The organism is Paenibacillus sp. S150, from assembly GCF_019352175.1.
Classification (GTDB): Bacteria; Bacillota; Bacilli; order Paenibacillales; family Paenibacillaceae; genus Paenibacillus_AQ.
In genome coordinates this window covers 518,994-545,243 of the sequence record NZ_JACBYI010000001.1, presented here as the reverse complement: position 1 = coordinate 545,243, position 26,250 = coordinate 518,994, and the positions used below count along the sequence as shown (strand labels likewise).

General features: G+C 51.8%; 18 protein-coding genes. 15 read left to right on the top strand and 3 right to left on the bottom strand.

From position 1 onward, the window contains the following. The first annotated feature begins 314 nt into the window (after positions 1 to 314). On the top strand, positions 315 to 1,340 hold the full coding sequence (locus HYD27_RS02215) for a LacI family DNA-binding transcriptional regulator (protein WP_219210881.1): 1,026 nt from the start codon (positions 315 to 317) through the stop codon (positions 1,338 to 1,340). A gap of 136 nt (positions 1,341 to 1,476) precedes the next feature. On the opposite strand, the gene HYD27_RS02210 is transcribed toward HYD27_RS02215, so the two are convergent. Continuing rightward, entirely contained in the window at positions 1,477 to 2,430 is a 954-nt protein-coding gene (locus HYD27_RS02210) for a sugar kinase (protein ID WP_219210879.1), read from the bottom strand. A gap of 342 nt (positions 2,431 to 2,772) precedes the next feature. Here HYD27_RS02210 and HYD27_RS02205 point away from each other — a divergent pair, with 342 nt between their 5' ends. From HYD27_RS02205 to holA, 4 genes are all read left to right on the top strand, one after another. After that, complete coding sequence (locus HYD27_RS02205; RefSeq protein ID WP_219210877.1) at positions 2,773 to 3,414, top strand: bifunctional 2-keto-4-hydroxyglutarate aldolase/2-keto-3-deoxy-6-phosphogluconate aldolase; 642 nt, start codon at positions 2,773 to 2,775, stop codon at positions 3,412 to 3,414. 301 nt (positions 3,415 to 3,715) lie between these two features. Beyond that, positions 3,716 to 4,264, top strand: coding sequence for an RNA polymerase sigma factor (locus tag HYD27_RS02200; protein ID WP_219210876.1), 549 nt, complete (start codon positions 3,716 to 3,718; stop codon positions 4,262 to 4,264). After that, entirely contained in the window at positions 4,261 to 5,481 is a 1,221-nt protein-coding gene (locus HYD27_RS02195; protein ID WP_219210874.1) for an anti-sigma factor, read from the top strand. The genes HYD27_RS02200 and HYD27_RS02195 overlap by 4 nt, the downstream gene beginning before the upstream one ends. Positions 5,482 to 5,808: 327 nt before the next feature. Beyond that, on the top strand, positions 5,809 to 6,828 hold the full coding sequence (gene holA, locus HYD27_RS02190) for a DNA polymerase III subunit delta (RefSeq protein ID WP_219210872.1): 1,020 nt from the start codon (positions 5,809 to 5,811) through the stop codon (positions 6,826 to 6,828). Positions 6,829 to 7,015: 187 nt separating this feature from the next. Here the strand turns inward: holA and rpsT are convergent, their stop codons facing one another. Then, entirely contained in the window at positions 7,016 to 7,288 is a 273-nt protein-coding gene (gene rpsT, locus HYD27_RS02185; protein WP_219210870.1) for a 30S ribosomal protein S20, read from the bottom strand. Positions 7,289 to 7,466: 178 nt separating this feature from the next. Here rpsT and gpr point away from each other — a divergent pair, with 178 nt between their 5' ends. The 10 genes from gpr to dnaJ all read left to right on the top strand — a co-directional run bounded on the left by gpr (position 7,467) and on the right by dnaJ (position 21,227). Continuing rightward, positions 7,467 to 8,477, top strand: coding sequence for a GPR endopeptidase (gene gpr, locus HYD27_RS02180; protein ID WP_219210868.1), 1,011 nt, complete (start codon positions 7,467 to 7,469; stop codon positions 8,475 to 8,477). Between the two features lie 1,395 nt (positions 8,478 to 9,872). Beyond that, positions 9,873 to 11,246, top strand: a complete 1,374-nt coding sequence (locus tag HYD27_RS02175; RefSeq protein ID WP_219210866.1) for a stage II sporulation protein P — start codon at positions 9,873 to 9,875, stop codon at positions 11,244 to 11,246. A 52-nt stretch (positions 11,247 to 11,298) separates the two neighbouring features. After that, complete coding sequence (locus HYD27_RS02170) at positions 11,299 to 11,790, top strand: hypothetical protein (protein WP_219210864.1); 492 nt, start codon at positions 11,299 to 11,301, stop codon at positions 11,788 to 11,790. Positions 11,791 to 12,030: 240 nt separating this feature from the next. Beyond that, positions 12,031 to 13,845 carry a translation elongation factor 4 gene (gene lepA / locus HYD27_RS02165; RefSeq protein ID WP_219210862.1) on the top strand — a complete coding sequence of 605 codons (1,815 nt, stop codon included), beginning with the start codon at positions 12,031 to 12,033 and terminating at the stop codon, positions 13,843 to 13,845. Positions 13,846 to 14,145: 300 nt separating this feature from the next. Continuing rightward, entirely contained in the window at positions 14,146 to 15,318 is a 1,173-nt protein-coding gene (gene hemW, locus HYD27_RS02160) for a radical SAM family heme chaperone HemW (protein ID WP_219210860.1), read from the top strand. A gap of 92 nt (positions 15,319 to 15,410) precedes the next feature. After that, entirely contained in the window at positions 15,411 to 15,902 is a 492-nt protein-coding gene (locus HYD27_RS02155) for an N-acetyltransferase (protein ID WP_219211118.1), read from the top strand. A gap of 463 nt (positions 15,903 to 16,365) precedes the next feature. Further along, positions 16,366 to 17,397, top strand: coding sequence for a heat-inducible transcriptional repressor HrcA (gene hrcA / locus HYD27_RS02150; RefSeq protein ID WP_219210858.1), 1,032 nt, complete (start codon positions 16,366 to 16,368; stop codon positions 17,395 to 17,397). A 48-nt stretch (positions 17,398 to 17,445) separates the two neighbouring features. Continuing rightward, the gene (gene grpE, locus HYD27_RS02145; protein WP_220101459.1) at positions 17,446 to 18,042 is read left to right on the top strand and encodes a nucleotide exchange factor GrpE; all 597 of its coding nucleotides are present in this window, start codon (positions 17,446 to 17,448) and stop codon (positions 18,040 to 18,042) included. Positions 18,043 to 18,141: 99 nt separating this feature from the next. After that, positions 18,142 to 19,980: a molecular chaperone DnaK gene (gene dnaK, locus HYD27_RS02140; RefSeq protein WP_219210857.1), complete on the top strand. Its 1,839-nt coding sequence runs from the start codon at positions 18,142 to 18,144 to the stop codon at positions 19,978 to 19,980. A gap of 125 nt (positions 19,981 to 20,105) precedes the next feature. Then, positions 20,106 to 21,227 carry a molecular chaperone DnaJ gene (dnaJ, locus tag HYD27_RS02135; RefSeq protein ID WP_219210856.1) on the top strand — a complete coding sequence of 374 codons (1,122 nt, stop codon included), beginning with the start codon at positions 20,106 to 20,108 and terminating at the stop codon, positions 21,225 to 21,227. Positions 21,228 to 21,457: 230 nt separating this feature from the next. Here the strand turns inward: dnaJ and HYD27_RS32535 are convergent, their stop codons facing one another. After that, positions 21,458 to 25,969: a S8 family serine peptidase gene (locus tag HYD27_RS32535; RefSeq protein WP_219210853.1), complete on the bottom strand. Its 4,512-nt coding sequence runs from the start codon at positions 25,967 to 25,969 to the stop codon at positions 21,458 to 21,460. Positions 25,970 to 26,250: the final 281 nt, after the last annotated feature.

The window sequence follows — 26,250 nt, the reverse complement described above, 5'->3', positions numbered from 1 at the left end:
ACAGACAGATCTATTGCTTGACGGTTGTTATTATAATCCTGTATTAAACATGAATCAACGATTAAAAACGATAAAAATAACGATAATAAAATATTTTTTTACGTTAATAGTATATAATTTATGAAAAAACATTCGATGGAGCCATTTGCAGCCTGATGGGAATTGCTTCCGGCACAGAATCGTTCCGCCTGGGTTACCAGAGAGAATTATTTCTGCTATTTATTCATAATGATTACTAGATAATTTACTAAAAAAAAGCTATACTTTTTGATAAGTTCAAAATGGTGTTTGTCTATAAGAGTGGAGCGGAAAAGATGAAGAAGCTGACGATTGAGGATGTTGCCCAAAAGGCGGGCGTGTCCAAAAGCACGGTCTCGCAATTTTTAAATAAACGCTTTAAATATATGAGTGAAGCGACCAGGCAGCGCATCGCTGATGTGATTGAGGAGCTGAATTATCAGCCGAACGGCCTCGCCCGCAGCCTGAAGCAGAACCGTACGCATATGGTTGGCATAATCGTGGCCAATATCGATTATTCGCTGTCCATCCAGTGCATCCGGGCCATTGAGAATGAACTGCAGCGCCACGGGATTCAGGTGATTATCTGCAACAGCGATGAGAATGCGGACAAAGAAAACACCCACGTGGAGGCGCTGGTGGCCCGCCAGGTGGATGGGCTGATTATTTTTCCCACAGGAGACAACCCGTCTGCCTACACCCGCCTGATCGATGCGGAATATCCGCTTGTATTCATGGACCGGCTGGTGGAAGGGATCACGACCCAGAGCTTGCTGCTGGACAACGAAATGGCGGTCAAAACAGCGATCAAAGAGCTGACCGGGAAAGGCCATGAGCATATTGCCATTCTGTCGCTGCCGCTTGGCGAGCATGCGATAACCCCCCGCAAGGAGCGGATGAGCGGCTACAGGAGGGCCATGGAGGAAGCGGGACTCGCGATGAATGATGAATATGTGCGCAGCGTGCCAAGAGAGGCGATTGCTTCCGCGCTGGAAGAGCTGCTGGGCCTGCCGCAGCCGCCGACGGCGCTGCTTGCGGCCAACGATCTTGTGCTGGGGGAAATCCTCAAATATGCGAACCGCCGTTCAATTGCGATTCCCGGCCAGCTGTCCGTGATCGGGATCGACGATGCCGAGTTTGCCCGGATTTATAATCCGGCCATCACAACGATCCGCCAGCCCGCCTACGAGATGGGCATGCAGGCAGCCAAGATCATGCTCTCCCTCATAGAGGATCAGGGAGCGGCGGTGCCGATTACGTACCGTTTCCCGCCTGCGCTGCAGCAGGGACAGTCCGTACAGGCTCCGCCACAAGCCAAGTAAAACGGTTTGTTCAACCAGCCGCCGGTACTCGCAGCAAAAGCCCCTCACAGCCTCGTTATGGCTGTGAGGGGCTTTTATAGCGGGAATTTTTTTAGTAAGCAGAAAGAGAGCTTTGCATGATGGAAGGCCGGCTAGCTTACACGCCCGCTGTCATGAACTGTTCCAGCCCGCCGCGGGTCGGAAGTCCGTCCATGTCGCCAGGGGACATCACGGCGAGCGCGCCGATGGCATTCCCGCGCTTCACGGCTTCGGCGACACTCAGCTTCTCCAGCATGGCGCTGATCACGCCGACTGCGAAGCCGTCTCCTGCGCCTACGGTGTCGACCACGGTCTCAACCTTGAAGCCGCCGACATAACCTTCTTCTCCCGAAGCCGTTTTGTAGTATGCGCCTTCAGGTCCGAGCTTGATGACCACCAAGGATACGCCTCGCTCCAGATAATACCCGGCGATTTCTTCAGGTGTGTCAAGACCGGTGAGCGTTTTGCCTTCGCTGAGTCCCGGCAGGAACCAGTCGCAGCGGGTCGCCAGATCGTTGATGGTGCTGACCATGGTTTCCTTGTCCGGCCACAGGGTCGGGCGCAGATTCGGATCGAGCGAGACGGTTTTGCCGCTCTTTTTCATAAATTCCATGGCATGCAGGGAGAATTCATGGCAGGTCTTCGACAGTGCCGAAGAGATGCTGGTGACGTGCAGATGTCCGGCGGAAGCGAAATAGGATTCATCAAAGTCAGACAGGCTTAGCTTGGAGGCTGCGGAATTTTTACGGAAATATTCTACCTTGGGGTCACCGGTCAGCACCTTGGATTTGATCAGCATGCCGGTTGGGAACTCTTTGGTATACGTGATGCTGCCGGTGTCAATCCGCTCTTTGTTCAGCGCAGCGGCTATAAATTGGCCGAAGTTGTCTTCGCCAAGCTTCGTCACATAACCGGTCTTGTGCCCAATGCGCGACAATCCGGTTGCCACGTTGCTCTCTGCACCGGCGAGTGCTTTGGAAAAAGAAGTAACCTCATGCAGCGGGCCTGCCTCATTGGCATAAAACATGGCCATAGGCTCCCCAAATGTAACTGCATCCAGCTGTTTGCTCATAAATAGTTCCTCCTCAGGGTAAAATGCGGCCCCTGTATAAATGATTTGTAATTTGAAATTATCATATAAATCGGTTTTCTACAATAAGACATCCCTCATTCAGCCGAATTAATTCAACGCTTTATATCGCTTATAGTATATGTATCCTTATTATATAAGGGTTTAATTGCTCATCCGGAGATTTTAACGGTCTGTTCACATAAATAAATATTGACGGCAAGAGACATTATTATTACTATTTTCTTATAGAGTTTTGGCTGCTGGTTAGTAAAACGGATAAAATATTTTATCTAAATAAATATTCTTTATACCCAAGAATTGAACCAAGAAAGGGAGTTTAAGATGAAGAAGATAAAAGTATTGCAGAATATCACCTCCGTTGGCGTCGTAGCTGTAATCCGTGCCGACAATGCCGACGATGCATTCAAAATGTCCGCTGCCTGTATAGAGGGTGGACTGAACAATATTGAGATTACCTTTACCACGCCGGATGCGGATGTGGCGATTAAACGCCTGGCCGCTGAATACGGAAGCCGTGCGGTTATCGGCGCAGGGACAGTACTAGATCCCCTTACCGCCAGAATCGCCATTCTCGCAGGCTCGGAATTTGTGGTCAGCCCTTCATTTGAAGAAGAAACCGCCAAAATGTGCAACCTTTACGGCATTCCCTACATGCCGGGCTGTATGACTCTGAATGAGATGAAGGAAGCGCTGAAGCTGGGTGTGGATGTGCTGAAGCTGTTCCCTGGCAGTGCCTTCGGACCGGATTATGTCAAGGCTGTCAAGGGACCGATGCCGCATGTTAACATTATGCCTACCGGCGGTGTGGATTTGAACAACATGGAGAAATGGATTTCGAACGGCTGCATCGCTGTAGGCATCGGCGGCAACCTGACCGCTCCGGCGAAGGAAGGCCGCTATGACCAGATTACTGAGCTGGCCGCTAAATATGTGGCTAAGTTCAAGGAAATCAAGGGCGCTTAAATCAGGCTCTGATAGAGTGCTGCAACAATTCGGATCAGCAACAGCCGGTTTCACCTTTGCCAGGGTGCAGCCGGCTGTTTTATTTTTGCTATTTAATGTAGCGTAAATTTCTGCCGTATGGGGAAAGGCGCTTTGCCGATTTCATTTTTGTAACAATCTTCTATAAAAGAGTATTTGAATGATTCGAGCTTCCCCTGTATGCTTAGTAAGGATTATGGATGCCAGAAAATATGTATTACAGGCTTGCAACAAATTAGCAGTCTTGCGCGTCAGTAAGATTGCATAGAGAGGGGGAACCTTCGTGGTGGAGCAGGGACTCATCAGAGCCGCTCAAGCGGGCGATCGCGACGCTCTAATCACCCTATTGCGCGAAATTGAAGGACATGTATATAAGACAGCCTTCTACATTCTGCATAATGAGCAGGATGCTTTGGATGCTTCACAGGAGGCGCTTATCCGCGTGTATACCAAAATTGGTTCCTATGAGGAAAAAGCCCAGTTCAAAACATGGGTACAGCGGATCGTGACCAACATATGCATCGACAAATTCAGAAGAACGAAACCTACAGTTTCCATTGATGAACATGAAATGGTGTTTCCGGATAAACATAATGTGGAACGTGAGGTGTTGTCCGGTTATTTGGCCGAGGACATACGGGAGGCCATTGATCTGCTTCCCGAGCATCACCGGACAGTAATCGTACTGCGTTATTTGCAGGATTTTTCTTACAACGAGATTGCAGACTCGCTGGACCTGCCCTTGAACACGGTGAAATCGTACCTGTTCCGGGCAAGGCAGCAGCTGCAGAATAGACTTCAGGAGTATCAGAAAGGTGGTGTATCAGGATGAAATGCGCGGAGGTGATGGAATGGATGCACCGCTATCTGGATCATGACTTGAGCCAAGAAGAAGTTATAGAAATGTTCCGTCATATCGACAATTGTCCTTCGTGCGCCGATGTCTTTGACCGCCTGAACATGCTCTCCCAGCAATTGGAGCAGCTTCCGGACGTACAGCCTCCTTTCAGTCTGGTTGATTCGATTATGCCACAGCTCGACGAATTGGACCGCGTTGTTCAGGAACCGAGCATGATGAGCACCGAAGAAGCCAACGTCGTCCCGTTCACCCGCACAAGCAAAAGCGGCAAATTCTCCAAAGGAACTTCCATGGCGACACGGACAGGCATTGGCGCAGTTGCGGCGGCAGTTATACTGCTTATAGCCATTTTTAATATGCCTGACAGCATGCCGGCGGCGGATGTCGACCAGGCGCTCAATCAGGCTGCAGATACAAGCTCGGGTCAGGCTATGGAGAAATCTACAGAGGGTGCCGGGTCCGTACTGGATGCAGGCGAGGCTGCAACCGGGAATGATGCGGATGGTCCGGCGGACATGATGGGTCAAAACGAGATGTTTTCGGCCGGTGAAAACAATGCTTCCGGCGCAGCTGACGCGCCTCCGGTTTCGTCAGACACGCCAAGTCAGGAGGCATTGGCACCCGAGCCAAGCAAAGAGCCGGCGCTGCGGAAGTCAACGCCTGAGCCTGAGAGCAGCCCTGCCGCACCTGCAGCAGAGGACAATATCATGAGCAGTCCGAATACTGGCGGAAACAATGCGGAGCCGGACAGCGCGACGAAGAGCGGACCCGGAGCCGGTATCTATTCTGATGATTCGGCTGCCGGAGATTCCCAGCAGCTTCCTTCCCCGGAGGAAGCCGGGATAATGGGCCTGCTGCCTGCGCTGGTTGAAGCCTCGCCTTGGACATCGCCGGACGGGCGTTTTGACGCCGAGCTTGCGGGCCGGCAGCTTGTGATTTATGTAATTCCGCCGGACGCTGGCGGCGATAGAACGGCTTTGACCTCTCTTCCCCTTGATGGGGAGTGGGTGTCCGGCCTTTGGTCGGCCGACAGCCGTGAATTCACATATGTGACGCTGCAGAACGGCAGTGAAACCACCCGCAAATATACAGTACCTGATTCGGCCGCATCTGCGCTTCCTTCCGGCTCTCCAGCCGCTTCTCCTACAGCACCTGCGGCTACCCCGGACGCGGCAACGTCTACAAAATAATCGCAGAGTGGAACTTTTTATAAGGTCTTGGAATATGCTATAGTAAGAGGACAGGAGATATTGGAATCGTGAGAATCATCGGTATGACCGCCGGTTGGAAAGTTTCTAGAGCTTTTCCTCCGTCGTTTATATAGATGCGCCGCGGAAACGGAGCAACTTTGGCCATGGCTGCCGGAGTTGCTCCGTTTTTGCGCGAATAGAAGAGTTTATGTGCGGACAGCCGCCTTCTTGTAGCGGACGGCGAAGCCGTTTCCGCCTGATCTCTATGTTTACAGATGCTTTTTTGTTACAATAGTCGGAGAATGAAATGGAAAAGGAAGTGGCGGGATGGATGCCAAAACGGCGGCCAAAGACATCAGACAAGGGAAAATTTCGCCGCTGTATGTGCTGTACGGCAGCGAGAAGTTCCGGATGAATGAATTTGCGGCCTTTCTGGAGGAACACCTGATTGCCAAAGAGGACCGGGATTTTGCAGTCATTCCGTTTGATCTTTCCGAGACGCCGGTGCAGGGAGTTGTGGAGGAAGCGGAAACGGTGCCGTTCATGGTGGAGCGGAAGCTGCTGCTGGTGCGCGATGCCGCCCTGTTCACAGCGGGAAAGGACAATGCCAGGATAGAGCATCGGGTGGAGGTTCTCAGCGATTATATGCAGCATCCTGCGGAGTTCAGTGTGATCGTCTTTATGGTCAATAATGACAAGCTGGATGAACGCAAAAAAATCGTCAAGACAGCCAAAGCCGCCGGAACCGTGCTGGCGTTCAATCCGCTGGGTGCCGAGGAGCTGCTGCGCTGGGTCGAGAAGGGCCTGCGGGACCGCGGCTGCGAAGCGGCACCCGGAGCGGCTGCGGTTCTTGTGGCGAATGCCGGAACGGGGCTTCAGGGGCTGTCGGCGGAGATGGACAAGCTGAGCCTGTACGCCGGCAAGGGCGGGACTGTAGATGCCGCAGCCATTGAGAGCCTGGTGCACCGCGGCACCGAGCAGAATGTGTTCACACTGGTGGAGGATATCGCCAATCTGCGCCTCGACAAGGCGCTGAATACACTGTATGAGCTGCTGAAGCAGCGGGAGGAGCCGATCAAGATTGCCGCGCTGATTGCCCGGCAGTTCCGGATTATTCTGCAGGTTAAGGATTTGTCTGCCCAGAGCTATTCGCAAGGCCAGATTGCTTCCCAACTGGGGCTGCATCCCTATGCGGTCAAGCTGGCCGGTGAACAGGCCCGCAAGTTCGAGAGCTGGCGGCTGCGGCAGATCTTGAGCTTCCTGGCCGATCTGGACTACCAGATGAAGACGGGCGCCATCGACAAGGTGCTGGGTCTGGAGATGTTCATGCTGCGCTTGGGAGCCTAGCCGGGAACCGGACGGCCTGCACCGGGTCAAGCTGAACCCGCAAAGAGCCTGTCCCGAAGCGTCTGTTCGCTTGGGGCCAGGCTCTTTGCTAGTATAATATATACAGAAAAAACGCACAAAAAAACCTAACCGTATGCAGCATAGCGGTCAGGTTCTTAAAGTGCTCATTATTAATGTCGCCCTTGGCTTAAGCCTCTGCCTTAAGAGCGTTCAATTTCTTCGCCAAGCGGGATTTTTTGCGGGCAGCCGCATTTTTATGAACCAGGCCTTTGGTTACAGCCTTGTCCAGCTTCTTGGAAGCAGCTTGGAAAGCGGCTTGAGCAGTTTCCACTTCTGTACCAGTCAGAGCTACATCAGCAGTTTTCACAGCTGTACGAAGCGCGGATTTCTGGGAAGCGTTCAGTGCACGGCGTTTTTCGGCCGTCTTGACGCGTTTTATCGCGGATTTGATATTTGGCATTGCATTCACCTCCTGAAAGACATTCGAAATCATCAAATGATTCACAACTTAAAATAGTTTAGCATGGCAGCCCTTAAAATGCAATACTGAAGCTTTTAATTTCCCCTTGCCGGCCTGTATAAACCAAGGCCTTCTCTCGCACACTATCACCAATATGCAAAAGGAGGCTGAACTAATAATGGAACTGGATCTTCAGCTGTATTCGGTACGCACAGATTTGGCGCTGGAAGCCAAGGAAATGGCTCAGGGACCGCAAAAAACGCCGATTCCCGGTATGAACGAAGAGGTGGAGGAGGCGGATGGCATCAAGGTTACCCGTCTTGCCGTAGCGAATAGCGCGGGTTCACAGGCCATCGGGCGTGCCATGGGGAACTACGTTACACTGGAGGTTCCGGCACTGCGCGGCGGGGATACCGGTCTGCAGCAAAAGGTATCCGTAGTATTTGCCCGCGAATTTGAGCAGTTCCTGGACAGGATCGGCATTGATCATAGCTCCTCGGTGCTGATTGTCGGCCTCGGCAACTGGAACGTGACCCCGGATTCACTGGGACCGCTCGTGGTGGAGAATTCCCTGATTACACGGCAGTTCTATGAGCTGGTCCCCGACCAGCTTTCTCCCGGCTACCGGAATGTGAGCGCGATTGCCCCGGGCGTCCTTGGCCTGACCGGCATAGAATCCAGCGAGGTGGTGCAGGGGATTGTTGACCGCACGAAGCCGGATGTTATTATCGCCATAGATGCGCTGGCTTCCCGGTCGCTGGAGCGGATCAATACGACCATTCAGATTGCGGATATCGGCATCCATCCCGGATCTGGCATCGGCAACAAACGCAAAGGGTTAACCAAGGAGATTCTGGGTATCCCCTGCATTGCCATCGGCGTTCCCACTGTCTGCTACGCTTCGACCATTGTGAACAACGTACTTGAGATGATGAGCCGGCATTTTGGGCAGGCTGGAGCCGGAGCCGCCCATACCAAAGAAATTATGGGGATGCTGGACGACATCTCCGAGGAGGAACGGCTGTCACTGGTAAAAGAGGTGCTGGAACCGCTTGGGCATGATCTGATTGTTACCCCGAAGGAAATCGATGAGTTTATTGAAGAAATCGCCAATATCGTAGCCAGCGGACTGAATGCTGCGCTGCACGAGGCTGTAGATCCCGGCAATGTGGGGGCGTACACCCACTGACGCCATCCCCGGTGCAGCGAGGCCGCCCTGTCTGCCTGTTGGCAGGCCTTGGCGGTTTTTTTGAAAAGATAAGAATTTATCCTGAATTTCGAAAGTAAGTATCCACAAATCACCTAAAAGCTCTACACGAAGGGACTTCTTGCTAAAAACAGCCTGCACCAAATGGGTGAAGGAAAAAAGAGGGTTTATCCCTTGTCCGATCTGGATGGGTTCAATTCGCTTTCGAAATTCAGGTTTATATGCTTCACGTTATAAATCAGCCTTATCTTTCTCGCTGAAGGGGCTGACCCAAAAGCCATGAAATGGCTGCTTGGGTCAGCCCTTTTTTAGTCGCAGGATATACGCAGGTTTTTGGAGTGGACGCTCCGCGAACGGACCGTTGTCTGGGTCGCTGTGCTCTCCAGATTAATTTCATTCCCCTTAGCGGTGAAAATCCGGAGACCCAGGCGGCCGCTGCCGCTGTTCCGCGAAAGAAACTTAATTTATCCTGAATTGAACCGGAGAACCTGAACAAGCTGATGGAACGCAAGGAAGAGATTCATAGGGGACTGAAGCGAAGTGTAAAAAGTAACACTAATGAGCTGGAATTCTGGATTTAACAGGATTTAGTGGGATTTTGTACACTTAATGGAGCCCATCTCCCCCCAAATGGCTGATTTCAGCCGAATTAGTTGTACTTTTTCCCACTAGGGATGATCCAGGATCCGAATGCGGTGGATTAGTTATCCTTTTTACCACTAAAATGCTGACCTTTGGATGAATGGTTCAAGTTCATCTTAATGTAGGCGTATTCCTCTGTAAGGGAGAGAAACGGATCGATTAGGGTCCTTTTTCCCGCTAACACTACCCGAAAAGCGGCTGAGGGAATATGAGGTGACCTTTTCCACTTGGCTTCCCGCCTGGCTTCAGCAGCCAGCCTTACGTCTGGAAATGCAAACAGCTGCGCTGCCCGGTCAAGGACGGCGAAGCCGTTTCCACTTGAAAGATAAGAATTTATCCCGAATTTCGAGAGTAAGTATCCACAAATCGTCTAAAAAGCTCTACACGAAGGGATTTTTTGCTAAAAACAGCTTGCACCAAAGGGGTGAAGGAAAAAGAGGGTTTATCCCTTGTCCGATCTGGAATGGTTCAATTCACTTTCGAAATTCAGGTTTATATGTTTTGGGGATCCCCGCAATTTATCTGAGTAAACATCGAAGCCAAGTCCCCGCTTTGTGGGGTTTTTTTGATATATAAGCAAGTGATGTTCAAGAAGGACGGAACAACTCTCCTCTAGAAGAGATGACGGCAGGGCCAGTTCTTTCTGTCCTCTCATTTCTGGTTCTAGTATTCCTCTTATGCTCATAGATTTGGAGTATAAGAGATTACAGAGGGCTGGAGGAGGACATAACAATAATGAACAGAAAATGGTTTCAGCTATGGAATATCGGCCGGCTGCGCGGCAAGCTGCTGGATGTTCTGTCGCTGGGGAGAACGATGCTGCTGCTGGCCGGAGGTTCACTTGTCTTTTTTATGCTGCTTGGAGCCGGCGGATTGGCCGGACAGCGCTTGAACTCTTCACCCATTCCCTCAATGAAAGGCCTGGCTGCCTCATTGTCGAGCGGCTTCTTCATGGAGCTGCTGGGAATGGAGGTCCCGCATCTCCCGAAAGGTGAAGAACCTTCCGCATTTTCGGGCAAAAACGTAACTTCCTTCGTCTTCCGGATGCTGACCAGTGTGGACCCGGGCGACCCCAAAAGCCTGCTCTCCCGAGAGATGCCGGGACTTGCTGCGGATGATTCATTTCTCCTGCGGCTTGGCTCGGGCGGTACCCAGGATGCACCTGCCGATTATCATCCGGGAACTGACGGCCTGGCAGCAGGAGATGAGTCCGGAGGAGAGAATGGGGCCGGCGGAACGGAGCCTGGACACAGCGATGGGGTGGACGAGCCAGGCGGAGAAGAGAACACACCGCAGCCCGAGCCCACCGCAGCACCGGATGCGGCAGGAGATAACGGCAGCTCCGCTACACCCGGCAGCAGCCAGGATACTTCGATTAAGCGGATTCTGATCTACCATTCCCACCCCCGCGAAGCCTATAATCCGCTGCTCGGTGTGGAAAGTGACAATCCAAGTTCCGCTGTTTCTTCCAAAAATGTATTGCTGGTAGGCTCCTATATAACCCAAAGGCTGGAGGAGCGCGGAATTGGAACCGTTCATGCGCAAGAGGATTACGCAACGGAAGTGCCGGATTATAATTGGAACTTTTCCTATAAATATTCGCGCATGACGATTAAAGCGGCGCTAAGCGCCAATAAGGAAATGAATGAGATGATTGATATTCACCGCGATTCGCAGCGGCATGGCAAAACCACCGCCGTTATTGACGGGAAAAGTTACGCCCAGGTGTATTTTATCCTCGGCCATGCGAATAAAGATTGGAAGAAGAACGAAGCGTTCGCCAACGAAATTCATCAGCTGCTGGAGAAGAATTATCCGGGGATTTCCCGCGGAATCTGGGGCAAGTCCTCCGGCAACGGCAACAACGGCGAATATAACCAGACCCTTTCTCCCAACAGTGTATTAATTGAAGTGGGCGGGATTGACAATTCAGCGGATGAGCTGAAGCGGACGGCGGATATTTTGGCCGATGCCATCGCCGATGTGTACTGGAACAGCCATGATGCGGAAAAAGCGGCTGCGCCTGAATCTGGTGCAGAGCTTACGAAGCAGAATGGGGCGGGAGAAGCGGGCGAAACCGGGAAGGCTGCCGCAGACGGCGCCTCCTGAGCGGAATTCTGACGGGTGAAAGCACTATAGTGTATAGAAAGGAGTGCATGAAATGTCGCGGTTCGGAAAAAAACTGGTCATGGTCGGAATATGGGCGGGCATCGGCATATTGGTAGGCATGCAGTTCGGCGGCAGCGGCGGCTCAAAGGCTTCGCCGGTACTGCCCGGCTGGAGCGGAGCAACGGGGGCGGCTCAAACCGAACCCTCCGCCCAGAAGGAGAATACCAGAACGGTACCCGCAGCCGGTTCGGTGCAAGGCGGTCAGGCTTATGTTTATGTGACTGTCGCTGTGGACCCCGCCACAGGCGCTTATGCGATTGTCCCGGTGCAGCCGCAAAGTACTGCAGGAGCTGCTGCGCCCAATAATCTGCCGCAGCAGGAGGTGCAGGATTACAGCACGATGAGTCCCGAGCAGATTCTGATTCCTGAGGAGCAGAAGCCAACAGTAGATAAGCTGGCGGACAAAACAGCAGGCCTGCTGCAGCAGGCCTCGCAGAAGAGCATACGCTGGGTGGTTTCGCTGTTCGATTCCGCTGAAGAATAGGCTATGGGGGCCAAAGACGGTATTCCTTTATCGGCCACAGCTGATTGCAGTCAGAGATATTGCTGATCCCCTTGTTTTACAGCCCGGTTAGCGGCAGCGGTCCTCCCTGCAGGACAGCATGTCCGCTTTTTTCTGTTGAGTTGGCCCTTTCTTCGGGGCCTGCAAGCAACGGGATTGATGGGCGAACCGCGTACTGTTATAATAAGTGGATTAACATTAGGCTGTCTGTGGGGGTAAGGAATGACTGACGTTCAGAAAAGACAACAACAAATCCGCAATTTCTCGATTATTGCACATATAGACCATGGCAAATCGACACTGGCTGACCGCATTTTGGAATATACCGGCGCGCTTACTTCACGCGAAATGCAGGAGCAGGTTCTTGACCAGATGGATCTGGAGCGCGAACGCGGCATCACCATCAAGCTGCAGGCCGTGCGCTTGACCTACCGTGCCGACGACGGGCAGGACTATTTGCTGAACCTGATCGATACACCGGGGCATGTGGATTTCACTTATGAGGTTTCCCGCAGCCTTGCCGCTTGTGAAGGCGCACTGCTGGTAGTGGATGCCGCCCAGGGAATTGAAGCGCAGACACTGGCTAACGTGTATCTGGCCTTGGATAACAATCTGGAAATTCTTCCGGTCATCAACAAAATTGATCTGCCGAGTGCCGATCCCGAACGGGTGAAGCAGGAAATCGAGGATGTCATCGGGCTGGATGCCAGCGAGGCTGTGCTGGCTTCCGCCAAAGCCGGAATCGGCATTAAGGAGATTCTGGAGCAGGTGGTCAAGCAGGTTCCACCGCCGACCGGCACCTCCGATGCTCCGCTGAAGGCGCTGATTTTTGACTCCCACTATGATCCGTACAAAGGCGTTATCGTCTATGTCCGCGTTATGGACGGCAAGATTCGTGCCGGTACGAAGATTAAGATGATGGCGACAGAAAAGGTATTTGAGGTTATCGAGGTTGGCGCTTTTATGCCGCGGATGAGCATCGTGGACGAGCTCAATATCGGGGATGTCGGCTTCATTGTAGCCGGCATCAAGCATGTCGGGGATACGCGTGTGGGGGATACGGTAACGGATGCCAAGAATCCTACGCCGGAGCCGCTGCCCGGCTACCGCAAAATCAATCCGATGGTATACTGCGGCCTGTATCCGATTGAAACCTCGGATTACAATGATTTGCGCGAAGCGCTGGAGAAGCTGCAGCTGAACGATGCTTCGCTCAGCTTTGAGCCGGAAAGCTCAAGCGCGCTGGGCTTTGGGTTCCGCTGCGGCTTCCTGGGACTCTTGCACATGGAAATTATCCAGGAGCGCATTGAGCGTGAATTCAATCTGCCGCTGATTACAACGGCGCCAAGCGTTATTTACCGCATCATGCTGACGAATGGCGAGATGCTTCAGATTGATAATCCGTCCCACTATCCGGAAATCGGCACCATAGATTATGTGGAAGAGCCTTATGTCAAAGCCGGGATTATTGTCCCGAATGACTATGTAGGCACCGTCATGGAGCTGTGCCAGAATAAACGCGGTGAATTCGTCAATATGGAGTACCTGGACTCCAACCGGGTGACGATCACGTATCAGATCCCGCTGTCGGAGATCGTATATGACTTCTTTGACCAGCTGAAATCCGGCACTAAGGGATATGCGTCCTTTGACTATGAAATATCCGGCTACCGCCAGTCCAATCTGGTGAAGATGGACATTCTCCTGAATGGCGAGCAGGTCGATGCCCTGTCGTTCATTGTCCACCGCGACCGCGCGTACAACCGCGGGCGGATAATCTGCGAGAAGCTGCGCGGCATCATTCCGCGGCAAATGTTCGAGGTGCCGATTCAGGCATCTGTCGGCACCAAGGTCGTGGCCCGCGAAACTGTGAAGGCGATGCGCAAGAACGTGCTGGCCAAATGCTACGGCGGCGATATCTCGCGTAAGCGGAAGCTTCTGGAGAAGCAGAAGGAAGGCAAGAAGCGCATGAAGCAGGTCGGCAATGTAGAGGTGCCGCAGGAAGCGTTCATGGCGGTGCTAAAAATTGATGAGTAGCTGTTGAGGCAAATCCCGGCTTTTTTAAGGAAAGGCACTCGCCAGCAAGTAACTGAAGGGAAGCCTGACGGCTTCCCTTTTCTGGCTAAATATCTGTAGGATTAGAGGCTCAATCTAAAAATTAGGGGTTGACTTTAAGTCTGGAGAAACGATAGTGTTTGCCTTTAAAGACCGATTTCAACCTGTGAGTATATACCAATCAGAAAATCGGGCTTTGACAGCGGTCGGAGAACCCTCTGGACCCGCAGCGGACTTCATACACATCGTCAACTCAAATTATATAGAACTAAGGAGACAGCTATGACAAATCTGAATAATGGCCGTCCCCCTGAGGCGGTATACCTTCATATCCCTTTTTGCACCAATAAATGCTTCTACTGCGATTTCAATTCCTACGTCCTGAAGGACCAGCCGGTCATGGATTATCTGCAGGCGCTGGACCGGGAGATGGAAATGACGGTGAAGCACACGCCGCCGGGCGTGATTAAGACTATTTTTGTCGGCGGGGGAACACCTACGGTGTTGAAGCCGGATGAAATGGCCTATTTTCTGGAATCGGTCCGCACGCACTTCCCGCATTGGGATGAACATATCGAGTTCTCCATGGAGGCGAATCCCGGCACCACGGACAAGGATAAGCTTGCAGTTATGAAGGAAGGCGGCGTCAACCGGGTAAGCTTTGGCGTTCAGGCTTTCCAGAATGAGCTGCTGAGCGGCATTGGAAGGATTCATAACGTGGATGATGTCTACCGCAGTCTGGAGAATGCACGCAGTGCCGGCCTTAACAATCTGTCGGTTGATCTCATGTTCGGACTTCCCAACCAGACAGTGGATATGCTAAGAGAGAGCATCCGCAAAGCGCTGGAGCTGGATCTGCCCCACTATTCCATTTACAGCCTCAAGGTAGAGGAGAATACGCTGTTTCACACACTCTTCAACAAAAACAAGCTTCCGCTGCCCAGCGAAGAGGATGAACTGGAGATGTATCTGCTGCTGATGTCTGCGATGGAGGCTGCGGGCTACGGCCAATATGAGATCAGCAATTTTGCCAAGCCGGGAATGGAAAGCCGCCACAATATTACGTACTGGCGCAATGAGGATTATTACGGACTCGGCGCCGGGGCGCATGGATATGTGAAACGTCAGCGGCATATGAATATCAAGGGCGTCAATCCTTATATCGAGGCTTCGCGCAGCGGGCTGCCGCGTCTGGATGCCTTTGCGGTTTCTGAGCAGGAGGCGATGGAGGACTTCATGATGGTTGGGCTGCGAATGCGCGAGGGCGTGTCGGATCAGGCGTTCCGTGCGCAGTTCGGGAAATCCCTGCAGGATATTTTTAAGGGATCGCTGAACAAAATGCTGACCGCCGGGCTGCTTGAGCAGGACGTAGACACCTACCGTCTGAGCAAGCAGGGCATCCTGTTCGGGAACGATGTATTCGGTGAATTTGTCGGGGCGTTGACAGAGGTTTAATTTTAAAATACCTCTTGAATTGTAATTCACCTTGTTGTATATTTATTCATATTAACAACGAGGGGTGAGTCAAAGTGCTTGTCAAAACGGAAATGTTCCGCCAGTCGGCTCCTGCGGGAGACCACAAGGTGATATGCAGAAATGCTACGGTGGAGGATGTGGAGCCGCTGTATTTAATGATAGAAGAATACGCGCAGCGCGGTATTATGCTTCCCCGTTCCAGGCAAGCACTGACCCGCCAGATTGACCAGTTCGTGATTGCTGAAATGGACGGCAAATTCATCGGCTGCGGATCGCTGTTCAGACTGGGCGCAGATCTCGTAGAGGTGCGTTCCATCGGCTTGCGTGATGAGGGCAAGGGGAAGGGCGTCGGCTCGATGATTCTGGAGAAATTGACCGAAGAAGCGAGACGCCAGAAGATTCCCAAGATTATGGCGCTGACCTATGCGGTGGATTTCTTCCTCAGAAACGGCTTTACCGTTGTCGAGAAAGAGATTTTCCCGGAGAAGGTCTGGACCGATTGCGTGAACTGCAAGAAGCAGAATGCCTGCGATGAAATCGCCGTGCTGAAGACACTGGATTAACAGCCGCAGCGGGACAGCGCCTGCGGGTTAACTTTATACACAACCCAGAAACCACTTTTCTGCAGGACGGAAGCCGTTTGCGGAAAAAGTGGTTTCTGTATTGTTGAAGAAATTACGGCGTCAGAAAAATTGCTGATATCCTGGACTTGATCTGCCTTCGCTTCCGCCCGAAGCGGGCTGGATGGCGGAAGGAAAGCCAGTTCTCTTGGCTTGTTTTCCATGGGACCGACAGCCGCTCAACCGCTTCACGGCCGGCAGCTATCCGGCCCGCCCGTTGTCCGAGGCCTTGCAGCGAATCTGCCGCAGGGTGTCTAGAAGCCCGGCAGGACTAAAATTAGGCGTCCAAGATTCTGAACTGACTTGACAATGCCAAGGTCAGTTTGGTATTTTTGTATTAGTGGTTAGCACTCATCTGACCAGAGTGCTAACGAATCGGAGCCCGCAGCCGACAGGAGGGAATTGCATGTTAACCGAACGCCAGAGAATGATACTGAATGCCATCGTAGATGATTACATTACTTCTGCCGAGCCGGTTGGTTCGCGCAGCATTTCCAAGCGGGGAGATGTGGGCTACAGTCCTGCCACTATCCGTAACGAAATGGCCGACTTGGAGGATTTAGGCTATCTTGAGCAGCCTCATACTTCAGCAGGCAGAATTCCTTCCCATAAAGGCTACCGCTACTATGTGGATCATCTCGTACCGTGGAATTCCGCCGAATCGGCTGAGCTGGGCGCGATCCGCGCTTTTTTTGCCGAGAAGCTTAATGCAACGGAGCAGGTTATCCAGCATGCGGCAATGATTCTTTCCAATATGACGAATTATACTTCCATCCTTCTGGGGCCGGAGGTTTTTCATACTTCATTGCGCCATTTCCAGCTCCTTCCGCTGGATGACAATACCGCTGTGGCGATTATTGTTACAAGCACCGGTCAGGTTGAGAACAAGACAGTGAGCATTCCGCCGGAAATTTCTCTGTCCGAGATGGAGAAAGTGGTGAACCTGCTGAACAGCAAGCTGGTGAATGTGCCGCTATACAAGCTGAAGAGCCAGCTCTATTCCGAGCTTGGGGAGGAAATGCAGCGCCACATCTCCCACTATGAAGAATTAATGAAGGTGCTGGATACGGCACTGGAAAGCGATCATGAACAGCGTATTTATCTCAGCGGAGCGACCAATATGCTTACCCAGCCGGAGTTCAAGGACGTCGACAAGGTGAAGAATATTCTCGATCTGCTGGAAGAAACACCTACCTTGCTCAAAATGCTTGCCCCGGCATCCGGAGGACCCGGCATGCAGGTGCGTATCGGCATGGAGAATAAGCATGAGGCTTTTGCCAACTGCAGTCTGATTACCGCCACGTATTCGCTGGATGGGAAGGCGCTGGGAAGCATTGGCATCCTGGGTCCGACCCGGATGGAGTATGCGCGCGTAATGGGCATCCTGGGGATTCTGTCCCGGGATTTGACAGCGATGCTGGCACACTGGTATAAGTGAACAGAGCGTATTTGATTTCGTGACTGATGTGAAGGAGGTGAAGACAACTTGAAAGAGGAAGAGATTCAGAGTTTCAATGAAACCAATGATAATGATCAGGCAATAAATGAGAACCTCGCGGCTGACGAGGCCGAAGCAGCTGTGGAGAACGGCTCAACGGCTTCGGAAGAGGCCTTCGAGGAGGCTTCAGACAGCGGTGAGGCGGCCAGACGCCTGCAGGAGCTGGCAGATGAATATCAAGGGCGTGCGCTGCGTGTGCAGGCCGATTTTGACAACTTCCGCCGCCGTACCCAGAAGGAGAAGGAGGAACTGGCGCAATATGCTACCTCCAAGCTCGTAGGTGAACTGATTCCGGTACTCGACAATTTCGAACGTGCAATTGCCACAGCGCCAAACACTCCGGAATTCGAGGCCTTTAACAAAGGCGTGAATATGATTTTCCAGCAGCTGGAAGGGGTATTGAAGTCTGAAGGCCTTACAGCAATGGAATCGGTAGGACAGCCCTTTAACCCTGAATACCATCAGGCCATCATGCAGGTGGAGAGCGAGGAGCACGGGGAAGGCATCGTGACGGAGGAGGTCCAGAAGGGCTATCTCCTGAAGGATAAGGTTCTTCGTCCCGCCATGGTCAAAGTCAGCATGTAGTCCTGTCTATATAGGCCGGGTATTAACCAGATCTGTCAAATTGCTTGAAAAATTCAACAGGAGCCCAGGCTCCCTATCATTTTGAGGAGGCACATTACTGTGAGTAAAGTTATCGGTATTGACTTAGGAACCACGAACTCTTGCGTTGCCGTTATGGAAGGCGGCGAAGCTGTCGTTATTCCGAATCCGGAAGGTGCGCGTACAACCCCTTCTGTTGTAGGCTTCAAGAAGGACGGCGAGCGTATCGTCGGCGAAACAGCCAAACGCCAGGCGATCACAAATCCTGACCGCACTATCGCTTCAATCAAACGCCATATGGGCACGAACCACAAAGAAAGCATTGACGGCAAGGACTATTCCCCGCAGGAAATCTCGGCGATGATTCTGCAGAAGCTGAAATCCGATGCTGAAGCCTATCTGGGTCAGCCGGTTACTCAAGCCGTTATCACGGTTCCTGCTTATTTCAATGACAGCCAGCGTCAAGCCACCAAGGATGCAGGCAAAATCGCCGGTCTGGAAGTTCTGCGTATCGTGAACGAGCCAACAGCAGCGGCGCTTGCTTATGGTCTGGAGAAATCCGAAGACCAAACCATCCTGGTCTATGACCTTGGGGGCGGTACGTTCGACGTATCCATCCTTGAACTGGGCGACGGCTTCTTCGAAGTAAAAGCTACAAGCGGTGACAACCGTCTCGGCGGGGATGACTTTGACCAGGTGGTTATGGATTTCCTGGTAGCTGAGTTCAAAAAAGAACAGGGCATTGACCTGAGCAAGGATAGAGCAGCGGTACAACGTCTGAAGGATGCTGCGGAAAAAGCGAAAAAAGAACTGTCCGGCGTACTGACAACTACAGTGTCCCTTCCGTTCATCACGGTTGTTGACGGCGTGCCCCAGCACTTGGAGGTCAACCTGACCCGTGCCAAATTCGACGAGCTGACTGCAGGCCTGGTTGAACGTACACTGGGACCTACCCGTCAAGCGCTGAGCGATGCAGGCATGACTCCGGCTGACTTGAACAGAATCGTGCTTGTGGGCGGTTCCACCCGCATTCCTGCCGTACAGGATGCAATCAAGAAGCTTACCGGCAAAGAGCCTCACAAAGGCGTTAACCCGGATGAAGTGGTGGCCCTCGGCGCAGCCGTACAGGCGGGTGTATTGACCGGTGACGTCAAAGACGTGGTATTGCTCGACGTAACCCCGCTGTCCCTGGGAATTGAAACTGCAGGCGGCGTGTTCACGAAGATGATCGAACGCAACACTACGATTCCTACAAGCAAATCCCAGGTGTTCTCGACCTTTGCCGACAACCAGCCGAGCGTGGAAATTCATGTGCTGCAGGGAGAACGGCAGATGGCGAACGGCAACAAAACGCTGGGACGCTTCATGCTGAACGAGATTCCACCGGCACCGCGCGGCGTACCGCAAATCGAAGTAACCTTCGATATTGACGCCAACGGTATCGTAAATGTATCCGCAACGGATAAAGGCACCAATAAGAGCCAGAAGATCACCATCACATCCTCCAGCGGCCTGAGCGACGCGGAAGTTGAGCAAATGATGAAGGATGCCGAGCTGCACGCTGAAGAAGACCGCAAGCGCAAAGAATTGGTGGAAGCGAAGAATTCGGCCGACCAGCTCGTGTATTCTACCGATAAAGTAATTAAGGACCTTGGCGACAAAGTGGACGCTGCCGAAGTGGATAAAGCGAACGCCGCCAAAGACAAGCTGAAGGCTGCGCTGGAAACCGACAACCTGGAAGAAATCAACACAGCTACAGAAGCTCTGACAGAGATCGTACAGCAGTTGTCCGTGAAGCTGTATGAACAGGCTGCACAGGCAGAGCAAGGCGCAGAAGGCGGCCAGGGAGCCTCTGAAGGCGCTCAGAAAGACAATGTTGTCGATGCTGACTATGAGGTTGTTGACGACGAGAAGAAATAAGGTTAACTTTAAACGATAAGTGTATTCTGTACGAAGGGAAGGTCAAGACCGGGGCATCCCGTGTTTTGACTTTCCTTTTGACATGTTACAGGCATTTTGAGTATTGATGTACGGAGGTGAAAGCAGTGGCAGATAAACGCGATTATTATGAGATTCTGGGCCTCGGAAGAGATGCATCAGAGGATGATGTGAAGAAGGCTTACCGCAGGCTGGCGCGCCAGTACCATCCGGACGTCAATAAGGCGAGCGATGCGGAGGCTAAATTCAAGGAAGTGAAGGAAGCCTACGATGTGCTTAGCGACAGCCAGCAGCGCGCACGGTATGACCAGTATGGGCACATCGACCCTAACCAGGGGATGGGCGGCGGCTTTAGCGGCGGCGGCGATTTCGGAGGGCTTGGCGATATCTTCGATATGTTCTTCGGCGGCGGTGGACGCCGTGATCCGAACGCCCCGCAGCGCGGCGGCGATTTGCAGTACACCATGACCATTGAGTTCAAGGAAGCGGTATTCGGCAAAGAAACCGACATTACCATTCCGCGTACGGAGACCTGCGATACCTGCTTCGGCTCCGGTGCCAAGCCCGGCACCAAACCGGAAACCTGTTCCGTATGCCACGGCAGCGGCCAGCAGGAATTCGTGCAGAACACCCCGCTTGGACAAATGCGCAACCGCCGTCCTTGCTCCCACTGCTCGGGCACAGGCAAGATTATCAAGGAGAAATGCACCACCTGCGGCGGCCAGGGCAAAGTCAAGAAGCAGCGCAAGATCCATGTGCGCATTCCCGGCGGTGTCGATGACGGCGCACAGCTGCGCATGACAGGTGAAGGCGAAGGCGGCACACGCGGCGGCCCGGCAGGCGACCTGTACATTGTAATCCGTGTGAAGACGCATGACTTCTTCGTGCGGGAGAACGATGATATTATGTGCGAGGTTCCATTGACCTTTGCGCAGGCGGCACTTGGCGATGAGATCGAAATTCCTACCCTGACGGAAAAAGTGAAGCTCAAAATTCCGGCAGGCACCCAGACAGGAACCTTCTTCCGCCTTAAAGGCAAGGGCGTTCCTCACCTGCGCGGCTCTGGAACAGGGGATCAGCATGTACGGGTCATCGTTGTGACTCCCAGTAAGCTCAGTGACGAGCAGAAAGACCTGCTCCGCCAGTTTGCCTCTTACAATGGGGAAAACACGCATGAGCAGGAGCAGTCCTTCTTTGACCGCGTGAAACGCGCGTTCCGGGGCGACTGATTTGCATTGCAGGAACATTAATATCTTTATAATTACAAATATCCCCCCAAATTCCGCTTCTCTGGAATTTGGGGGGATATTTGCTGTGGGAGGGTAATTTGGGATATAAGAGCAGAGTATATTTCAGTTCTTAGTGGCTGGTCCGCAATAACGGCTGCGCCTCCTAATAATAGGAAAACGCAGCCGTTTCTGTTTCAGCAGTATAGCTAATCTTAACGAAAACTCCGTTACTAGGAGCGAAGATCCTCAAGCACACGGAACAGGATGGCTGCGGCCTGAGCACGAGTCAGAGTACCCTGGGGATTGAAGGTATTCGCACCTTCGCCCTTGAGGTAGCCTTTGCTTACCGCAAAGGAGATCGCGTTTCTGGCTTCCGCAGAGATTTTCCCTGCATCTTTGAAGGTCAATGCTGTGGAAGAAGTGCTGTCCGCGCCCAGAGCACTCGCGAGAATGATAGCCGCTTCTTCACGGGTCAGGACATCGCGGGATCCGATTTCCTTAATGCGTGTTGTCCATGTATCACCTTTGCCAAGCAGACGGTCGAACAGGGTGAGAAGTTCTGCCTGATTCAAGCTGTCAGAAGGCTTGAAGGTGGCAACCGTTCCTTTACCGGCTACAATGCCATGAGCGGCCAGGACTTCAATATCGTTCTTAGCCCAGTGTACGCCGATATCACCGAAGGTAACATCGCGGCTTGCGGCAGTATAAGTTCCGTCACCGGTAATCGAGAACTGAAGTGTTCCTTCTTTTGGCAGTGTGCCTGCTTGCAGATAAGCCCACTTGCCGTCACTGGTTTCTTTATAAACACCTGTCTTGCTGATATTGTTCTGCCCAGCTTCATTCAATTGAATTTGAAGGGTGATCGCTTTACCGGTGGACCAGCCATTTTTCACGGTGAGCAGGGAAGAACCGATGCCAACCGCTGTTGTGCTGCCCGAAAGGGTAGGTGTGCCAGTACTTTCTTCAAGTCCAAGAGTCACCACAAATCCGTTGCTGGTGATAAAGTCAGGAAGTGTGTCTGCCGGAATAAACAGTGTAAATGCAGCGCCGTTGATGCTAAGCGCATTGCCGGAAGTCTTCAGCTTCTCGGCTTGAGCCGAAGTAAGTGTAAGACTTACCTCACTGTATTTGGAGAAGTCCAAGTCAGTGATACTAAGCACGGCCGTGTTATTTTCAACATTCTGCAGGGCAGCATTCAGCGCTGTGTCCGATACGGTCAAGGCTGCTGTTGGCTTGCCTCCAGCAGGATCAGCTGTTTCGACCAGTTGGCCTGAGGTCAGATTCGTTGTACCGGTTGCAGGAGATGAAGGTGTTGCGGTCGAGGGTCCCGAAGACACCGGATTGGTTACCACTACACTAACAGTTGACTGACCTGCCGGAACTGTAGCTGAGAAGCTGTCGCTCCACAGCAGAACGTCCGAAAGTTCAAAGGTATAAGTTCCTGCGGCAGTTGGTGTAAAAGTAAACTGGCCAAGTGAACCAGCACCCGTACCTTGATATGCTCCATCTGTTAAATGTACGCCATATTGCAGTACGTCCTGTCCATTATCCAGATGAATGAGGTTTGTGAATACAGGAAGAGGTTCTCCCGGGAAGTTGGCTTCCTGGTATGTTGCCAGCTGTACGCTAGGTACCGAAGTTGGCTCATTCAAGGTGTTGTTATACCACAGATTAAAAGTAGCTCCATAGATACCATATACATTGTCAGTAACCGAGAAGCCAACATCGACTGTAACCGGTTGTCCGACAACGGCTTGGATCGGAGATACAGAAGGTGTTACCTTGGCACTGTCTGCATCTGTGCTATAACGCAGCAGTTGAGCGTAATCTTCGTCTGCAGTACCGTTGCCGGCTGCGTCATAGATGTAGATGTAGAACTGGTTGAGACCTTCGGACAGAGGGACCTCAATTTCAAAATAACCGGACGGATCAATATATCCGTCTTCCTGCTGAGGCTCGCCGTCAGAGTTTGCAAAAACTGCTGCGGCTCCGAATAATGAATTAATATCAATATCTTCGGCCACAAGTTCCAGCAGCAGGTCATCTGCAATAAATCCGCTGATCGTAGCGCTTCTAGGTTCTTCAATATTTTCCCGTGTATGCTCGGTTACATTCAGTCCGGTAACCACCGGCGCTTGTGTATCAACGATGAAGGGGATCGCCTGTTTTGTAAGGCTGGTTGTGCCATTAAGAACCGGTGTTATCGAATAGATGCTGTCAGGAAGCTTGACAGGATCTTTGGTGGACTGATCGGTAACCGTACCATCCCAGTCCAGTGTCTCGTATAATCCACGGTAATATTTCTCTCCAGTTGCATATACGTCACCAACAACGGTTCCTGTGAACACATCGGCGACTTCAATGTTCAGACTGTTGACGGCTTCGTTGACGGAGAAGGAGAAATCTGTCTCATCCAGATAACCGTCACCGTTCGGAGAGATGAGGTCTGTACCGACATAGAGATCTGTAACCGTATCAGGTTTGTACTCTTCTCCTACAATTACACCCAAAGGAAGAGTTAATATTTCAGGTGTACCCTGTGATTCTTCTTCCGTAAGGGTCAATATAGCCTCATAATATCCGGCAGCTGCTGTGTCAGAAACTGTAAGAGAAACAGGGAAATATTGTTCCCCGGAGACCGCTAAGCCGTCCAGGCCATCATCAAGAGCAACGCCTGCATGGGCAGTGCGCCAATCCACGCTGACACTGTAGGTTTTAAGTGTAGCTGACAGGCTGTCCACATAGACGGTCTTCGTCACTGTACCAACTGGCTGCAGGCCAAAAGACAATGAGCCTGTGTCATAATTGACCGTTGGCACGTCAGGATTTCCCGTGTCAAGCACCTCGGCGACTTTGACGGTGGAACTTGCATTAGCTACCTTGGACAAATCAATGAGTCCTGCGCCTTGCTCATAGATACTGTAATATTTACCTGCACGGTCTTTAAGCGGAGTTGCGCTGTTGGACAGCAGGACTTTAACCAGATCCGGCGTCAGATCCTCTTTCCAATCCAAGAGAAGTGCTGCAGCCCCGGCCACATGCGGGCTTGCCATACTGGTACCGTTGAACTTGGCGTATCCTGTGGAGCTTTCCCATTCCGGTACGGAGGAGTTCACCCCAACGCCAGGCGCCAGAACATCCGGCTTGATATTCAGTTCAGGGAGTGCGGGTCCGCGTGAACTGAAGCCGGCCAGCAAGTTGCTGGTATCATGTACAACCTTGAATTCTACTGTGTTGCGTTCTGCTTGAAGCTCTTGCTTAATCAAGGCACCATCTGCCTTGGTAATGCCGTAGGTAGGAACGCCGGTGGAGTCAATGGCCATATTCAGTTCGCCATCAACGTTATTGGCAATCAGCAATCCGATTGCGCCGGCTTTTTTGGCATTAGCGGATTTGGAGACAAAAGTATAAGTTCCACGGTCAACGAGGGCTATTTTTCCTGCTACATCAGCATTTGTATAATCCTCCACTGAACCTCCAAGTCCGGCATAAACAACTTCTTTGCCGGTAGCTGTATCGGGGAGCGCTGCGGACTCTGCAGCCAAAATGCCATAAACATTATCCACTACACCAACTTTAAACACATTAACATCGGTAGGGGTAGTGCTGGCGCCGACGGAGATGGTGCGGTGTGCACCTCCCGGTGTACCAACGGTTTCGGCGCCAGGGCCTGAGTTGCCCGCTGCCAGGACCACTGTAACGCCCGCTTTGGCAGCGTTGTCCACGGCAATGGCATCCGGCGAATATTGTTGATTCACATCAGAGCCCAGCGAGAGGTTGATGACATCTACGTCTTCTTCTACTGCCAATTCGATGCCCTTGATTACATCGGCTGTAGTCCCTGAGCCGTAAGGTCCAAGTACGCGGTATACATAGATATCCGCATCCGGCGCCACGCTCTTAATAATTCCGGAGACATGGGAGCCATGTGCCGTCTCATAAGGATTGCCGTCTCTCGGCAAGTAACGCGGGTCAGGCTCTGTTTCAAATGGGTCATCGTCATTGTCGACAACGTCATAGCCGCCTTTATAGACATCCTCAAGATAAGGGTGGTTATAGTCTATACCGGTGTCGATAACGGCTACCTTAACCCCTTCTCCTGTAGCGCCTTTGTCGTATAAGGCTTCTGTATGAAATATGTCCCCATTTCCTACAACTTCCTGCGCAGAACCTCCGGAACTGGAAGATGACCCAAAATTTGTTGCTGTTTCCAGGGCATGAACAGTCTGGTTAGGGAATACGGCTTTTACGCCTGGAAGAGCAAGGAGCTTGTCCACTTGATTGCCTGGGAGGGTAACCTCGTAGCCGTTAAAGACCTCTGTATATTCATTGCCGGTTACTGCGCCGATAAGGGCGGCAGCAGACTTAAAGGTGCTGTGTTCAGTGCGGAGAATGTTATGCTGCAGCGAGGGAGAGGAGCTTTTGGAACTCTGGCCCTCAGCTACTTTAATCGGATCGTTCTGCAACTGTACAATAAAGGTAACCGGTGCTGAAGAGGTGCTTGTGCCGGCATAATTTTGTGGCTTGACGGCGGATGGTTTATAATTCTGTATGGATTGCTTCAAAGCATCCTGCGAGACGTTCAGTTTAGGATTAAGGGAAGCGTGGTCTTGAAGGTTCGGAGCCGCAGGCAGAAAGGTCTCTCCGCTGGCAGCAAAAGAAGCGGAAGGAAAGAGAATAGAGACTGCTATGCTTACACTTGCTGCACCTATGCCAAATTTTCGAATGGAGCGTTTGAACATTTAATATCCTCCCCAGCATCATTTAGTATATATCGTAGAAAACCTCTAAACCCTATATATCCCTCCTTGGTTTGAGTATTTTATTGCTGACGAATTATTAGTGAAAATTACATTTATTTTACAGGCTAATGGTAGATAGTTATATACTACTTTAGTACCATATTAAGGGAATAAAGCCGTAAAAAATGAAAAATCCGAGTATTTTTATAGGGGAAATAAATTAAATATCTGAATACTGTATTTTTTGTGGATAAAAATGGAAATCATGAAGCCTTTCACCT

What these genes read in the sequence shown, in the direction of transcription:
- HYD27_RS02215 (WP_219210881.1), top strand. Translation starts at nt 315, where the DNA reads ATGAAGAAGCTGACGATTGAGGATGTTGCCCAAAAGGCGGGCGTGTCC.
- HYD27_RS02210 (WP_219210879.1), bottom strand. Translation starts at nt 2,430, where the DNA reads ATGAGCAAACAGCTGGATGCAGTTACATTTGGGGAGCCTATGGCCATG.
- HYD27_RS02205 (WP_219210877.1), top strand. Translation starts at nt 2,773, where the DNA reads ATGAAGAAGATAAAAGTATTGCAGAATATCACCTCCGTTGGCGTCGTA.
- HYD27_RS02195 (WP_219210874.1), top strand. Translation starts at nt 4,261, where the DNA reads ATGAAATGCGCGGAGGTGATGGAATGGATGCACCGCTATCTGGATCAT.
- holA (WP_219210872.1), top strand. Translation starts at nt 5,809, where the DNA reads ATGGATGCCAAAACGGCGGCCAAAGACATCAGACAAGGGAAAATTTCG.
- rpsT (WP_219210870.1), bottom strand. Translation starts at nt 7,288, where the DNA reads ATGCCAAATATCAAATCCGCGATAAAACGCGTCAAGACGGCCGAAAAA.
- gpr (WP_219210868.1), top strand. Translation starts at nt 7,467, where the DNA reads ATGGAACTGGATCTTCAGCTGTATTCGGTACGCACAGATTTGGCGCTG.
- HYD27_RS02175 (WP_219210866.1), top strand. Translation starts at nt 9,873, where the DNA reads ATGAACAGAAAATGGTTTCAGCTATGGAATATCGGCCGGCTGCGCGGC.
- HYD27_RS02170 (WP_219210864.1), top strand. Translation starts at nt 11,299, where the DNA reads ATGTCGCGGTTCGGAAAAAAACTGGTCATGGTCGGAATATGGGCGGGC.
- lepA (WP_219210862.1), top strand. Translation starts at nt 12,031, where the DNA reads ATGACTGACGTTCAGAAAAGACAACAACAAATCCGCAATTTCTCGATT.
- hemW (WP_219210860.1), top strand. Translation starts at nt 14,146, where the DNA reads ATGACAAATCTGAATAATGGCCGTCCCCCTGAGGCGGTATACCTTCAT.
- HYD27_RS02155 (WP_219211118.1), top strand. Translation starts at nt 15,411, where the DNA reads ATGTTCCGCCAGTCGGCTCCTGCGGGAGACCACAAGGTGATATGCAGA.
- hrcA (WP_219210858.1), top strand. Translation starts at nt 16,366, where the DNA reads ATGTTAACCGAACGCCAGAGAATGATACTGAATGCCATCGTAGATGAT.
- HYD27_RS32535 (WP_219210853.1), bottom strand. Translation starts at nt 25,969, where the DNA reads ATGTTCAAACGCTCCATTCGAAAATTTGGCATAGGTGCAGCAAGTGTA.